At 69.5% G+C, this 14,738-nt stretch carries 12 protein-coding genes and 2 pseudogenes; 6 read left to right on the forward strand and 8 right to left on the reverse strand.

Annotated features, from left to right (window positions below; genetic code table 11):
* Positions 1-25: 25 nt before the first annotated feature.
* Positions 26-1,327, reverse strand: coding sequence for an amidohydrolase family protein (locus tag OG842_RS03555; protein WP_266727336.1), 1,302 nt, complete (start codon positions 1,325-1,327; stop codon positions 26-28).
* 459 nt (positions 1,328-1,786) lie between these two features.
* Here OG842_RS03555 and OG842_RS03560 point away from each other — a divergent pair, with 459 nt between their 5' ends.
* On the forward strand, positions 1,787-2,410 hold the full coding sequence (locus tag OG842_RS03560; RefSeq protein ID WP_266733417.1) for an ankyrin repeat domain-containing protein: 624 nt from the start codon (positions 1,787-1,789) through the stop codon (positions 2,408-2,410).
* Between the two features lie 73 nt (positions 2,411-2,483).
* Here OG842_RS03560 and OG842_RS03565 read toward each other — a convergent pair whose 3' ends face one another.
* From OG842_RS03565 to OG842_RS03585, 5 genes and pseudogenes are all read right to left on the reverse strand, one after another.
* Entirely contained in the window at positions 2,484-3,812 is a 1,329-nt protein-coding gene (locus OG842_RS03565) for a cytosine permease (RefSeq protein ID WP_266727338.1), read from the reverse strand.
* A gap of 30 nt (positions 3,813-3,842) precedes the next feature.
* Complete coding sequence (locus OG842_RS03570) at positions 3,843-5,270, reverse strand: DUF1116 domain-containing protein (protein ID WP_266727339.1); 1,428 nt, start codon at positions 5,268-5,270, stop codon at positions 3,843-3,845.
* Positions 5,267-6,811, reverse strand: coding sequence for an acyl-CoA synthetase FdrA (gene fdrA / locus OG842_RS03575; protein WP_266727341.1), 1,545 nt, complete (start codon positions 6,809-6,811; stop codon positions 5,267-5,269). Before fdrA ends, OG842_RS03570 begins: the two co-directional genes overlap by 4 nt.
* Positions 6,808-7,749 carry an oxamate carbamoyltransferase subunit AllH family protein gene (locus OG842_RS03580; protein ID WP_266727343.1) on the reverse strand — a complete coding sequence of 314 codons (942 nt, stop codon included), beginning with the start codon at positions 7,747-7,749 and terminating at the stop codon, positions 6,808-6,810. Before OG842_RS03580 ends, fdrA begins: the two co-directional genes overlap by 4 nt.
* A gap of 185 nt (positions 7,750-7,934) precedes the next feature.
* Positions 7,935-9,224: pseudogene (locus OG842_RS03585) on the reverse strand (IS701 family transposase); the annotation flags it as partial.
* An 84-nt stretch (positions 9,225-9,308) separates the two neighbouring features.
* On the opposite strand from OG842_RS03585, the gene OG842_RS03590 reads away from it, so the two are divergent.
* Complete coding sequence (locus tag OG842_RS03590) at positions 9,309-10,238, forward strand: carbamate kinase (RefSeq protein ID WP_266727345.1); 930 nt, start codon at positions 9,309-9,311, stop codon at positions 10,236-10,238.
* 121 nt (positions 10,239-10,359) lie between these two features.
* Here OG842_RS03590 and OG842_RS03595 read toward each other — a convergent pair whose 3' ends face one another.
* Entirely contained in the window at positions 10,360-11,007 is a 648-nt protein-coding gene (locus OG842_RS03595) for a GntR family transcriptional regulator (protein ID WP_266727347.1), read from the reverse strand.
* Between the two features lie 61 nt (positions 11,008-11,068).
* Positions 11,069-11,977: a transcriptional regulator CynR gene (gene cynR / locus OG842_RS03600; RefSeq protein ID WP_266727349.1), complete on the reverse strand. Its 909-nt coding sequence runs from the start codon at positions 11,975-11,977 to the stop codon at positions 11,069-11,071.
* A gap of 212 nt (positions 11,978-12,189) precedes the next feature.
* Here cynR and OG842_RS03605 point away from each other — a divergent pair, with 212 nt between their 5' ends.
* From OG842_RS03605 to OG842_RS03620, 4 genes and pseudogenes are all read left to right on the forward strand, one after another.
* Positions 12,190-12,789 carry a carbonic anhydrase gene (locus OG842_RS03605; RefSeq protein ID WP_266727350.1) on the forward strand — a complete coding sequence of 200 codons (600 nt, stop codon included), beginning with the start codon at positions 12,190-12,192 and terminating at the stop codon, positions 12,787-12,789.
* A 100-nt stretch (positions 12,790-12,889) separates the two neighbouring features.
* Complete coding sequence (gene cynS, locus OG842_RS03610) at positions 12,890-13,360, forward strand: cyanase (RefSeq protein ID WP_266727352.1); 471 nt, start codon at positions 12,890-12,892, stop codon at positions 13,358-13,360.
* Positions 13,361-13,487: 127 nt separating this feature from the next.
* Positions 13,488-13,988 carry a nucleoside deaminase gene (locus tag OG842_RS03615; RefSeq protein ID WP_266727354.1) on the forward strand — a complete coding sequence of 167 codons (501 nt, stop codon included), beginning with the start codon at positions 13,488-13,490 and terminating at the stop codon, positions 13,986-13,988.
* Between the two features lie 345 nt (positions 13,989-14,333).
* Positions 14,334-14,681: pseudogene (locus OG842_RS03620) on the forward strand (cytosine permease); the annotation flags it as partial.
* Positions 14,682-14,738 lie beyond the last annotated feature (57 nt).

A 14,738-nucleotide genomic window follows, 5' to 3' on the forward strand; every position in this document is an offset into this window, starting at 1 on the left:
ACGGCCTGACCCGGATCGGCTGACGTCAGGATGCGGATGCGCCCCGGACCACCAGGCCCGCCCGCACCACATGCTGCGGCCGCTTGAGCACAGTCACATCGGCCAGCGGGTCGCCGTCCACCACGATCACGTCGCCCGCGAAGCCGCGGCCGAGCCGGCCCACCGTCTCTTCCAGGCCGAGGAGCCGGGCGGCCCGGGTGGTGGCCGTGCGGATCGCGTCGAGCGTCGTGAGACCCGCCGCGTGCATCAGCTCCACCTCGCGTCCGATCGGCTTGACCTTGCCGCCGGAGGAGTCGGTGCCCGCCACCACCAGGATCCCCATCTGGTGGGCCGTTCGCACCGCTTCCTTCAGGACCGGCAGATACGCACGCCCGCGCTCGGCCAGCACCGGGTTCGACGAGTCGGCGAGTCCGGCGATCGCGCTCAGCGTCGGCGTGAAGGCGGTGCCCCTGCGCCGCATGTCGTGCAGGGTGCGCTCGCCCACGAAAACCCCGTGCTCCAGGGAGCGCACGCCGGCCCGGACCGCGTCGTCGCAGCCGCGCTCGCTGTAGCTGTGGCACAGCACGCCCTTGCTGCTGCGTCGTGCCGCCGCCACGACCTCGGAGAGCTGCTCGTACGAGTAGACCTGGGCCAGCGGGTCCTGTTCCGGCAGACCCGCGCGCTCGTTGACGCGCGTCTTGATCACGTCGGCGCCGCGGGCGACGTTCACCTCGACGACCCGGCGCAGCGCCTCGGCGGAACGGACGCCGTCCTTCGAACGCGCGAGGGGTGTGAGGTCCGTGTCGGCCAGGATGGTGTCACCCAGGTCGGGGGTGACGAAGATGCCCGCTGTCCGCAGTCGCGGGGCCAGGGCGGGGGCCTGGCGGGCCAGTTCCCGTACGGCGATGTCCTGGTAGAAGTTGGTGGAGCCGCTGCGTGCGCTGGTGGCGCCCTGGCGGACGGCGTCGAGCGCCTCGGCGGCGGTGTTCAGGTGGATGTGCGCGTCGACGAGACCGGGAAGCACCCAACTGCCGTGCGCGTCCAGGACCGGAACGCCGTCCGGGATCTCGACCCGGTCGCGCGGGCCGGCCGCCCGCACCGTGCCGGAGCGGATGACGACGACCGCGTCCTCGGTGACGTGTCCGGTCTCCGGGTCGAGCAGCGTGCCGCCCTCGACGACCAGGTCGCCCGAGTGCGCGGCCGTGCTGCCCGGTGTTCTCGGCTGCGCCGCCACCGCGGACGGTGCCACCGACAGGGCGGCTGCTGTTCCCGCCAGCGCTGCGGCCCCTGCCAGCACACCACGGCGCGTGAGCCGGCTGGAGGGGGGCGGGACGGACTCGACACACATGGCGGGCTCCTCGTATCCGATGTATCCGATACACAACCGGGAGCCATTTTGTATGCCAAGATGCATGGCGAGGCAAGGGTTCACCCGAAACCCTGCGCGGAATAAGCTGTTTCCTCACTAATGACTTACCAGCTCGACCCTCTTGGTATACGAAGTGGGCAAGGTGCTCGCGCCCCGCATCATCCGATCGGTCGACACCACCGTCGCCCCGACGTCCGCGCATCGCCATCCGGTTCAGCGACGGCGTGGGTCTCCGGGCGCCCCCAACATGGACGATGCGGGACCCGCACCATCCGGGGCCCGCCACCCCATGGATTGAGAGGAACCATGTCTCCGACACGACGCGCCGCCCTCCTGATCGTCCCGCTCTTCGGCCTGGCCGCGCTGGCGACCGCGTGCGGCGCCCCGTCCGACGGCGATGCCGCCCGGCAGAAGCCCTCGGTCACCGGATCCGGCCCGCTGTCCCCCACCGGGGCGTCCGGGAAGCAGTCGGCCGCCGACCGGGAGCTGCTGGAGGCCGCACGTTCCGGTGACGTCGGCGCGGTGCGCGGTGCGATCGAGCGGGGCGCCGATCTGGAGACCCGCGACAATGACCGCCGCACCCCGCTTCTCCTCGCGGCCACCGGCGATCACGTCAAGGCCGCCGAGATCCTCGTCGACGCCGGTGCCGACCCGGACGCCCTCGACCAGCAGCACGACACACCGTGGCTGGTGACGGGCGTGACCGGCAGCGCGGCCATGGCCAGGACCCTGGCGGCGGCCGACCCCGACTACACCGTCGTCAACCGGTACGGAGGAACCTCCCTCATCCCGGCCGGCGAACACGGCCACGTCGACTACGTCCGGGAGGTGACCACCGACCCGGACATCGAGGTCGACGTCAACCACGTCAACAACCTCGGCTGGACCGCCCTGTTGGAGGCCGTCATCCTCGGCGACGGCGGGAGGGACCACCAGAAGACCGTGGAACTCCTGCTGGCGGGAGGCGCCGATCCGTCCATCGCCGACAGGACCGGCACGACCGCACTCCAGCACGCCCGGCAGCGCGGGTTCGACGAGATCGCCCGGCTGCTGAGCAAGTGACAGCCGGACAGCGGGATGCGAACGGTCCAACTCCGTTGCTATGCAAAGAAGTTGGACCGCTCTTTCGGATGACCTACGTGGTCTGCACCGCGGCGGGACGGGCAAGGGCGGTGCGCTCGATCACAACGTAGACGAGCAGCGCCACGACGAGGCCGCTCACCGCGTCGGAGAGTTGTGGTGCGAACCGGTGGACGAGTCCGCCTGCGGCGGCACCCGCGACCCAGGCGATGAAGGCGGTGGGGCGCACCGCCGCGTCCGGGCGGTCCTTCAGCCGGTGGCGCAGGAGGACCTGGTCGGCGATGAGCACTCCGCCGAGGGGCGGGACGAACACACTGAGGACGACCAGCCAGTCGAGGAAGTGGTTCCAGACCCCGGCGAGTGCGGCGGCGGTTCCGATGATGCCCAGGACCAGGGTCATCAGACGCATCCGGGTGTTGGTCAGGTGCGACCAGCTCAGGGCGCCGTTGTAGAGGCAGTGGCTGCAGACCGAGCCGAGGTTGACGAAGACGAACACCGCGGCGAGAGTGCTCAGGAGGGCTCCGTGGCCGCTGGTGAGGATGGGCAGGAAGTTTCCGCCCACGGTCCGGGCCGAGGCTATCGCTCCGGCCGCCACGACCAGGCCGCCGGTGATCTGGGCGACGAGGCTGGCTATGGGGAACGCGGTGGCGGTGGCGAGGACGGCTTCCCTGCCGTTCCTGGACCAGCGGGTGAAGTCGGCGGTCATGGTGCCGGAGTCGGCGAAGGTGGCCATGATGAGCGAGACCGCGGCGCCGAAGGTCAGTGTGCCGTTCCCCGGGGCGCCCTGGTAGTCGAAGACCGCGCCGAGGTCGTGGTCCCTGGCCACGATGACGAGGGCGATCACGCCGACGACGATGAACAGGGGGGCGGCCACCGCGCCCAGCCATGACAGGGCGCGGATGCCCAGATACGTGATCGCGATGAACGCGGCCCCGGCCAGTACCGCGACGAGTTGCTCGTGCCAGCCGAAGGCCTGGTGGAGGGTGGCACCGGTGGCGCCGGTGTTGAAGGCGAACCAGCCGACGACGATCGTGGCGAGGAAGCCGGACGCGATGACGTAGCCGATCCTGCCGAACGTCCGGGTGGCCTGGAGGGCGAAGCTCTCGCCGGTGCTGCCGGCCCGGTGGCTCAGCAGTCCGACGTAGACGAGCATGACGAGGTTGGCGGCGAGGATGGCGGCCAGCCCACGCCAGAAGCCCAGGACGGCGACGACCACCCCGCCGGGGACGGCGTTGGTCAGGATCATCGGGAATCCGAACCAGACGGCCGACACGGTCAGCAGGGATTTGCGGCGCTCCACGGGAACGGGAGTGTGCTCGTACTCGGAGTCGAGTGCGGCATCCGCTTCCGCGGTGTCCTGCGCTGCGGGTTGACGACTGCTCATGGCTGGTCTCCTGGGTGGGCTGGCACGCGGTCAGGACAGCTTGGCTGCGAAGGCCACGAGGGCCTGGTCGAAGACTTCGACGGGCGGGTGGGTGATGCCGGCGCCGATCATGCCGATGCCCGCTTCCTTGTGGGCGATGGCGGTGTTGATGACCGGCAGGATTCCGGTGGAGAGCACCTTGCGGATGTCGATGCCGGTGGGGATGCCCTGGAAGTCGAGCATCGGGATGGTGACATTGGGGTTCTGGGTCGTCGTGATCTCGCCCATGTCCCTGGTGAAGCCGATGGCTTCCTGCACGGTGCCGCCGACGAGCGGCACGATGGCCGGTGCAGTGGCCATGGCGAAACCACCGAAGCCGTAGGTTTCACTGATCGCGCTGTCACCGATGTCCAGGCCCGCGTCCTCGGGCCTGTAGCCGGCGAACATCGGCCCGATGACCGGCTGGGCGGGGCCGGTGAACCACTGGTTGCCGGGGAGGCCGCTGACCCGGATGCCGAACTCGATGCCGTTGCGGGCCATCGTGGTGACGATCGTCGAACCCTCGATGCCGTGGGCGGCGTCCATGGCCGCCTTGGCCATGGCCAGCCAGGTGGGTCCGGAGAAGTAGTCCGAGCTGGCGATGAAGTCGAAGACCTCCTTCTTCTGCTCGGTCGTGAAGCCGGTCTGCAGGAGCGACGGCGCGAGCGCCTGCATGAGCAGGAGGGTGCCGGCGCCATTGCGGTTGTGGCACTCGTCGCCCATGTGCAGGGCCTGGGAGAGCAGCAGACGCAGGTCGACGGGACCGCCGATCTCCATGGCCTCCTTGAGCATGGGGCCGAGGACCTCACGCATCCAGACGAGGCGGTCGATCACCGACTGGTCGTTGGCGCCCATCCGCAGGATCTTCGCCATCTGCTCGGACAGGTTGGTGTACGCGGTGTTGCCGTACGTCTCGTTGTGGACGATGTGCATGTACATCGAGGCGGAGGTGACACCGGCCATCGAGCCGACGCAGTTGTGTTCGTGGCAGGGCGAGAAGGTGATCTCGCCGGATGCCGCGAGGGCGGCCGCCTCGTCGAGGTCGGCGGCCAGGCCCTCGAAGACGAGGGCTCCGGTGACGGCGCCCTTCATCGCACCGGCCATGCGCTCCCAGGTGATGGGCGGGCCCGCATGCAGGATCGTCGTCGGGGTCATACCGGGCACGACGTCGAGGGCGCGGCCGAAACCGACCAGCATGGGGCGGGAGTTGGTGATGCGTCCGACGGCCTCGGCGTTGGCCGCCTCGATGCGCGCCGCGACGGCGGTCTCCTCCAGGCCGTCCAGTACGGCGAGGATCTCCGGGTTGCCGCCGGCGGGCGGGGCCCAGTCGAGCGTCGTGACGTTCGCGCCCTGGGCGGCGATGTCCCCTTCGAACATGGCCAGCCCGACGTTGATGACATCGAGGTCGGCTGCGAAGAGATTGGTGATGGGGCTGGTCATGCGGTCTGTACCTTCCTGGCGATCTCACGGGCGAAGGCGCCCGTCTCGGTGCTGCTTCGGGTCACGCTCACTCCGGCGGCCGCCAGGGCCGCGACCTGCTCGTCGAGGGCCGGGGTGTCGAGGTCGGTGCCGAGGACGTAGCCGACGATCTCCAGGTGGCGGCCGTCCTGGGCCGCGATCTGCTGGGCCTGTGCGATCGCCGGCAGGGTGACGCCGACCGGGTCCTCGTGGGCGCCGAAGCCGAGTACGAAGTCCATGACGATGACGGCGACCTGGGGGTCCTTGGCCTCTTCGACCAGGCGGGCCAGGCGCAGGGAGGGGTCGATCATCGGGTGCGGGCGGCCGTTGGTGAAGTCGTCGTCGCCGAAGTCGAGGAAGGTGTGTCCGGTGCTGGGGCTGCCGGCGGTGAGGCGGCGCTCGGGGCTCTTCTGGATGTTGCTCCACACGTTGTCGCTGATCTCAAGCAGGGAGTACATCGACTCGTCGCACAGGGTGCCGCCGCAGAACAGTCCGCGGACGAACTGCTGTTGCGGTGCGAGGCGGGAGACGACCTCGTCCACCCGCTCGCTGTCGATGGGCTCGACGTCCGCGTGGGGGTCCACTCCGAGGCGGACGGCCTGGAGGGCCGCGTCCTGGCTGCCGGCGGCGAAGTGTCCGCCCGCCTCGGCGACGGCGTCGCGGGAGCCACCGACGAAGTAGACGACGACGGGCTTGCCGGCGGTGGCGATCTCGGCGAGGACCTTCTTCTCCACGGCCGGAGCCGGCGGCTTGGAGACGAGCACGATCACATCGGTCGCCGGGTCGGCGGCCAGTGCGCGGATGCCGTCGATCATCATGATGCCGCCGACCTGCTCGCTCAGGTCACGGCCGCCGGTGCCGATGAGCTGGGAGATCCCCGCTCCCAGCGCGTGGATGCGGACGCTGACCTCCTGCGCGCCGGTGCCCGATGCGGCGACGACTCCGACGCTTCCGGGGCGTACCGCGTTGCCGAAGCACAGGGCCACGTTGTTGATGATGGCGGTGCCGCAGTCCGGTCCCATCATGAGCAGCCCGTGGTCATGGGCGTACCGCTTGAGGGCGATCTCCTCCTCGACGGTGACGTTGTCGCTGAAGAGCATCACGTGCAGGTTGTTCTCCAGGGCCTTGCGGGCCTCGCGTCCGGCGTAGGCGCCGTTGACCGCGATCACCGCGAGGTTGGCGTCCGGGTTGTCCGCCGCGGCCGCCGCGACCGTCCGGTGGGTGACCGTGTGGGCCCCGCCGGCCGGCTTCTTGTGCACGAGGAGGGCTTCGACCTCGGTCAGCACCTGTTCGGTGTCGGTGTCCTCACGCGTTACGAGGACGATCACGAGGTCGCCGTTGGTGGCGGCCTCGAGCTCGGTCGTGAGGAGACCGAGGTTGTTCAGCACGCCTTTGTTCATCTCGGTGCCCATGGCCACGAAGGCCTGGTCCACCCCGTCCAGGGTGTTGGCCTTGGTGGAGATGGACATCAGCGACACCGAGTCGAAATAGGTGTTCTTCTTGATGACTGCTGTGATGCTCACAGCGAACCTCGCAGTTCTCTTTCCAGGTGGAGTCCGGTCAGCAGGCCGGACAGGGTGTCGGTGCCGGAGGTGTGGCCGATGGCCAGCGCGCGGCGGACCGGGTTGCGGAGGGTTTCGGTGACCTGAGCCTCGCTGCGGCCGGCGGTCGCGGCGAGGGCGTGCAGTACCGCCGGCCAGGGGTCGCGTACGCGCCCGGCCAGGGCTTCGCGCAGGGTCGTCAGGCTCAGCAGCGTTGTCCGCCCGGGGTGGTCGCCGAGCACTGCGGCGAGGGTGCGGGCGAAGGGACGCAGGCGGGTGCCGGTCAGCGCGGAAAGCAGGGCCGGTCCGGTGAGGAAGTCGTCGCCGGCCGGGGTCAGGCCCGGCCCCAGTCCCAGGAGGCCGAGTACGGCGCGGCGTGTGCCCTCGTCGTCCTGGAGCCGCACCGCGTGCACGAACGCGTCCCGTCCGGCGACGAGTGCCCGGCCGACGGCCGCGTCCATCGGCGGGGCGTCCGGTGGGCCGGCGAGCATGCCGCCGGGCACTCCGTGGGAACGCAGCAGGTGGCCGAGGGCGCGGGTGGCCACGGCGAGGTGGTCATCGCCGAGGTGTCCCAGCGACACGGGGATGGGATTCCATCGACGCGCCGCTCGGATGTCGATCCGGAAATCCCCCGCGGGGGCGGGGAGCAGGATCACCCCCGCCGCAAACCGCACCACCTGCCCGGCCTCGACGGCGCTGCCGCTCCAGTCCTCGACGTCGACGACAAGGGTCCGGGGGGCGTCACCGCTCGACCGGGAGGCGAGTGCGATGAGCTGCCCATCGGAGGTCAGCACATTGATGACGTGCCGGAACACGGTGTCGACACGACCGTCGGCACCGGGTGTCCGCAGCTGGTCCAGGAGCACCGCGTCCGCGGACAGTGCGCGCAGTACGGCGGCGTCGCACCGGGTGGACGTCATATGCGCACCCTCCTTGTCGGGACTCCGCCGGTCCACGGTGTTCCCCGGCGCTGCACTGCTTCTGGTATACCATTTGGCGATACAGAGGCCTACTAGGGCTTTGTTAGGTCCTGTGGTGTGGTTCTGGTGTTGGTGCGGGTTGGCCGCATATCGAGCAGGCGCCGGTCCAGGTGGCCAGGAGGGCCTGAAGCGCGCGGAGGACCGCGTAGAGGGTCAGGCCGGCGCAGGCGCTTTGGGTCGAGCCTGAGCATGGTGCAGAACGCCTGGGCGAGGGAGGCGAGGGTGACGTGGCGGTGCCAGCCGGGGAAGTTGCGGCCCTCGAAGTGGTCCAGGCCCAGACCGTCCTTGAGCTCGCGGTAGTCGTGTTCAACGCGCCAGCGGATCTTGGCGATGCGGACCAGTTCGCGCAGCGGGGTCTCGGCAGGCAGGGTGGAGAGCCAGTAGTCGGTGGGCTCGGCGGCGCCGGGCGGCCATTCGGCCAGCAGCCAGCACTCGGGCAGGGAGCCGTCGACGGCGCGGCGGATCGTCCGGTTTGCGGGTCGGACCCGCAGTGCCAGGAACCGCGAGCGCATCTCGGCGCGGGGATTGTGCTTCGTGGTCTTGCTTCCCTGGCGCCAGGTCACGGTTCGTGCCGCCGATCGCCCTGTGTCCAGGACGAGTTGGCGCAGAGTGCTGTGCTGACCGGGGTAGGCCGGTCCGGGCGGGCGGCCCTGGCCGCTGTAGGGCGGGCGCTCGGGGACGGCGTCGCCCGGGTAGGCGGTGGTGGTGCCCTTGACCGCGACGGCGTAGGCCAGGTCGCGCTCGGTCAGGCCCTCGCGGAAGCCGGTCGCGTCGCCGTATCCGGCGTCGGCGACCACCGGCAGGTCAGGAAGTTCCCAGCCCTCGCGGACCTCGTCGAGCATGTCCAGGGCCAGGCGCCACTTCTCCCTGTGCCGCTCGCTGTCGGGGATGGCCGCCTTGGCGCGTCGGCGCTGGATCGCCCCGGTCAGCAGCGCATCGCCGGTGTTCTTGGTGTCGTCCCAGCTCTCGGGCAGAAACAGGCGCCAGTTGACCGCCGAGGAAGCGTGGTCGCTGACCAGATTGACGCTGACGCCGATCTGGCAGTTGCCGCGCTTTCCCAGCGCACCGCAGTACATCCGCGCCACACCCGGTGAGTCGTAGCCGTCCTTGGGAAAGCCCACATCGTCGATCGCGTACGCCTCCGGCGAGATGTGAGCGGCAGCCCAACGAGCCAGCCGCTCACGGACCTTGGCCCAGTCCCAGGTCGAGGAGGCCACGAACTGCTGGAGCTGCTGGTGGTCCACGCCCAGGCGCTCGGCCATCGGCTGCATCGACTTGCGCTTGCCGTCCAGCATCAGCCCGCGCAGGTACAGCTCGCCCTTGGCTCGCTGATCCCGCCGGGCCAGAGAACCGAGCATCTCCGCCGCGAACGCCTCCAAGCGTGTGCGGACCGTGTCCATCTCCTCGGGCGTCACACCTGAAAGAACATCACAACCTATCTGGAGATGATCAATCGGGGTACCTAACAAAGCCCTACTACACGTCTGAGGAGGAATTCCATGCGCATCGTGGTGGCTCTCGGTGGCAACGCGCTGGCCCGGCGGGGGGAGCCGATGACGGCCGACCGGTTGCGGGCGAACGTCAGAACATCCTGCGAGGCCCTGGCGGGCCTGGCCCGCGAGCACGAGGTCGTCATCACCCACGGCAACGGGCCGCAGGTGGGACTTCTCGCGTTGCAGAATCTCGCGTACCAGGACGTCGCGGCCTACCCTCTCGACATACTCGGCGCGGAGACGCAGGGGATGATCGGCTACGTCATCCAGCAGGAGCTGTCGAACGCGCTCGCCGGTGAACGCGAGGTCGCGGCGGTACTCACCACCACCGTGGTCGACGAGAACGATCCCGCGTTCGAGCACCCCACCAAGCTGATCGGCCCCCAGTACTCGGCGCAGGACGCGGCCGAGGCCGCGGCCGAGTACCGCTGGACCATCGCGCGCGACGGCGCCGCCTTCCGCCGGGTCGTGCCCTCCCCCTCGCCCGTACGCATCGTCCAGGCGCCGCTTGTGCGCACACTGCTGGAGAACCAGCACCTCGTCGTCTGCGTCGGCGGTGGCGGCGTGCCCGTACGGACCGACAGCAAGGGGCGGCAGACCGGCCTGCAGGCGGTCGTCGACAAGGACCTCGCCTCGGCGGCCCTGGCCGCGGAACTCAAGGCGGACATGCTGGTGATGCTGACGGACGGTGACTTCGTCAGCGAGAACTGGGGGACGGCCGAGCAGCGGGACATTCTAACGGCCTCACCGGAGGCGATCTCCCGGCTGGCCTTCGCCGAGGGGTCGATGAAGCCGAAGGTCGACGCCGCCGTACGGGTCGCCCAGGCCGGCGGGCGGGCTCTCATCGGCCCCCTCGAACGGCTCGACGACCTCCTCGACCGGAACATCGGCACGGAGATCCGCCCGGATGTCCCGGACGGCATCGTCTACGTCTGAGTGCGCCAGAGTCTGTCGTCCGGATCGGACCGGGGCACGCGAGCCCGGGGTGATCCGGACGAAAGGCCCTGGGGGCGGCGCGCCCGCCGACGGGCGCGCCGCCCCGGCGGGGCCGCTCCGGTCAGCCCTTGGACTTGCGTCGCGCGGCGGCCGCGTTGCGGCCTGTCACCAGGTGCGTACTGGCCAGCTGTTCGACGGTCGCGACGTCCCGCTCCGCGATCGCCTGGTACAGCCCTTCGTGCTCCTGCGCGACGCCCGCCAGGTCGTCGTGCTGCCCCAGCAGCCAGCGCATCCTGCTTCTCAGGGTGCTCTGGAGCTCGTTCAGGAGTTCGTTGTCGGCGAGCTCGGTCACCGTCTCGTGGAAGTCGGCGGCGGCGCGGTGGGCCCGTACGGCGTCGCCCTTCTCCGCCGCCTTCAGCTCGGCGTCGAGATCCGAACGGAGCTTCTCCAGTCCCGCGCGGGTGCGCCGCTGGGCGGCGAGCCGGAAGGTCAGCGTCTCAAGCGCCGCGCGTACCTCGTCCAGGTCCTCGACGTCCGCCGGCGTGAACTCCCGTACGACGGCCCAGGTCCGCGGCCTCGGCGTGACCAGCCCCTCGGTGACCAGCGCCTTCAGGGCCTCTCGGATGGGCAGCCTGCTCACACCGAGCTCCGCGGCGAGCTCGCGCTCGACGAGTTTGCTGCCCGGCTCACGCACACCGTCGATGATCTCGTCACGCAGCAGGCGCGTGACCCGCTCCGACTCGGGCTCGAACTCCCCAGACCCTGTCATGTCCTCAATTCTCTCATCACTCGAAGTCGTTGTTCGGTTCGCCGTCCACGGGACGGGATTCTCAGGCCGGTGCGTAGCCGCGCGCGCGGACCAGGTCGTGGGCGATCCGAGTGAAGGCGCGCGCGGCGGCGCTCTCGTAGGCGCTCTGCCGGTGCAGCAGGGTGGCGACGCGGGCGGGCAGCGGAGGGTCGATGGGAATCGGCCGGAGATGCGGGTGGTCGTCCGTCACCGCGTCGGGCAGCACGGTGGCCAGCAGGCCGGTGCGCCGGACGATCTCCGTCAGGGCCTGGATGGTGTTGGCCTCCACGGCGATCGGCGGGCTGACACGATGCTGCGCGAAGTAGCCGTCGATATGGATCCGGGTGGCGAAGTCGCCGCTGAGCAGCGCGAGTTGCTGGTCCACCAGGTCACGTACCGGCAGCGGCCGGTCGCCTTGGTCCTGGGCGCGGTCCGTGGTGACGACGAGGCTGAGGGTCTCGGTGAACAGCGCGGTCGCGGTGATGCCGGGCAGATGGGTTCCCGCGAAGGCGATCCCGAGATCGAGATCGTCGGCCAGCAGGCTCGCCTCGATGCGGTCCTGGGTCATCTCCCGCAGATCCAGCGTGATGCCGGGATGGTGCGTGCGCAACGCCTCCACCAGTGGGCCGATCAGGTACGCGGTGAACGTCGGCGTCACCGCGAGGCGCAGATGCCCACGGGAAAGGTCGGCGACATCGAGTACGGCACGGTCGGCGGCGGCCAGCTCGCGCAGCGCCCGCCGCGCGTAGTGCACATAGGCCTCGCCCGCGTCGGTGGGGCGGACACTGCGGCCGCTGCGGTCGAGCAACTGGACACCCACGACGCGCTCCAGCTGCTTGATCTGCTGCGACAGCGTCGGCTGGGAGATGCGCAGCTCTTCGGCGGCGCGCGTGAAGTTGCCGTGCTCGGCCACCGCGATCAGATAGCGGAGGTGACGTAGTTCCGGACCCATGCTCCGAGTATAGAGAAGCCCAATCGATATCCCCACGAGGGCATCTCGCCAACTATGGACCCCTGGTCGGCGGGCCCGCCCTCTCGCACCCTTAAGCCATTGATATGACCTATGGAAATTATGGATAGCAAGACTTGGACACTATAGGCGGAGCTCATGCATGGTGGATCTCGTCAGCCCGTCGGGCCGACATTCACCGAAGGGAGTGACCGATGCACGACCTCACGGACGGCCTCGCGCGTTTCCGCCGCGATGTCTTTCCGGCAAAGGCGGAGCTCTTCGCCGACCTGGCCACCACTCACCGGCCGAAGACACTGTTCATCGGCTGCTCCGACGCCCGAGTGGTCCCCGAACTGATCACACAGAGCGACCCGGGCGAGCTGTTCGTCATCCGCACGGCCGGCAATCTGGTCCCGGCCCACGCCGTCGGCCCGGACGGCATCGCTGCCAGCATCGAGTACGCCGTCACCGTGCTGCACGTGACCGACGTCGTCATCTGCGGCCACTCCTCCTGCGGCGCGATGACCGCCCTGGCGGAGGGGCACGACCTGAGCGCGGCGCCGGTCGTCGCCAGCTGGCTGCGGCACGCGGATGCCGCGCGGGCCCGTGCCGCCGCCGCACCGGCCGAGTCCGGACCGGCCAAGGTGGCCGCCCTGGTGCGGGCCAACGTGGCCGCACAACTGCAGAACCTCACCACGCACCCCTCCGTGGCCCGCGCCCTGGCCCACCGCACACTCACACTGCACGGCTGGGTCTTCGACATCGCCACCGGGACCGTCGATCCGGTCGACGCCGCCCTGGTAGCGGCCTGATCACCCCCACAACCACCCGCCGCTCCCCCACACCCCCCACACACAGACCCACCCGGCCGCACCCCGAGGCCGGTGCACCGAACCGAAAGGAACCCCCCTCATGGTGCATGCCCAGTTCGACCCCACCGCCCGCCAGCTGCTCGCCGCCGCCGCCGTCGAGGCCAAGGTCCGCAAGGACCTGTCGTGGCAGCAGATCGCGGACGCCGCCGGACTGTCCGTCGCGTTCGTCACCGCCGCCGTCCTCGGCCAGCACGCCCTCCCGGCCGCCTCCGCCGAGGCCGTCGCCGAGCTCCTCGGCCTGGACGAGGACGCGGCCATGCTGCTCCAGACCATCCCGACCCGCGGCTCGATCCCCGGCGGCATCCCCACCGACCCGACCATCTACCGCTTCTACGAGATGCTCCAGGTCTACGGCACCACCCTCAAGGCCCTGGTCCACGAGCAGTTCGGCGACGGAATCATCTCCGCGATCAACTTCAAGCTCGACGTGAAGAAGGTCACCGACCCCGAGGGCGGCGAGCGCGCCGTGATCACCCTGGACGGCAAGTACCTTCCGACCAAGCCCTTCTGACAGCACATCAGCTCATGACGGGCGGGGCCGACCCATGCCGCACGGCCACGCCGGCCACGCCCGCCGACCTCTTCACCGACACCGGAACCGACACCGGCGCCAGCCGTCTCTCACCGGAGGCTCCACCATGGACGTCGCCCAGCGCACCATCGACATCGCCCGCAAGAACGTGGAGGAGGGCGGACGCCCCTTCGCCACCGTCATCGTCAAGGACGGCGAGATCCTCGCCGAGAGCCCCAACATGGTGGCCCAGACCAACGACCCCACCGCCCACGCAGAGATCCTCGCCATCCGGGACGCCTGCCAGAAGCTCGGCACCGAGCACCTGGTCGGCACGACCATCTACGTGCTCGCCCACCCTTGCCCGATGTGCCTGGGATCGCTGTACTACTGCTCCCCCGACGAGGTCGTCTTCCTCACCACCCGCGATGCCTACGAGCCGCACTACGTGGACGACCGCAAGTACTTCGAGCTCGACACCTTCTACGGTGAATTCGCCAAGGACTACACCGAGCGGCGCCTCCCCATGCGCCACGAGCCGAACGACGCCGCTGTCGATGTGTACCGGCTGTGGCAGGAGCACAACGGCGGCAGCCGTCGCGTCCCCGGCGCACCGACGGCCGCGTAACCCCTGCTCACCCGGCTCCGCCGGCTGCCCTCCGGGCGCCGATCACACTGCCTCTTCGCCGTGCGTGGGAGTGTTTTCACCACTCCCACACACGGCGATTCACAACACAACACTCCCCAATATCTGAAGACTTGCCCTGATTTACCCGGCCCGGCATGTCACGCATACGTCACCACCGGAGCGCATTCGCCTCGATCGCGGACGGTATGTCCGCTTGCCGAAGTCATTACCTCCAAACCCTTGACGGTGGAGTTGGCTAAAACTACGTTTTTGGCCAACGGAAGTTCACTTCCATTATGTGGAAACTTTGAAACATTCCCCCATCGCCACTCCCCGGAGCTCCATATGACTGCCGTGGATGACCGATCGTCCGTGGAGACCGACGGCACCGCCAGTTCTGGTCTGTACACGTACGATCTCGCCCCGACGAAGAAGGAAGGGCGCCGTTGGGGCGCCTACAACGTCTTCACCCTCTGGGCCAACGATGTACACAGCCTCGGCAACTACGCATTCGCCATCGGGCTCTTCGCGCTCGGGCTGAACGTGTGGGGCATCCTGGCCGCCTTCGCGCTCGCTTCGGTGCTGCTCTTCCTCCTGCTGACCCTCTCGGGCTTCATGGGCCACAAGACGGGCGTGCCCTTCCCCGTGATGAGCCGCATCGCCTTCGGCATCAGGGGGGCGAAGATACCGGCCGTAGGCACTGTTTCTCGGATCTCCTGACGCGGGTGGGGTGTTGGGGGCAGGCTGGCT

This window comes from Streptomyces sp. NBC_00376 (assembly GCF_036077095.1).
GTDB lineage: Bacteria > Actinomycetota > Actinomycetes > Streptomycetales > Streptomycetaceae > Streptomyces.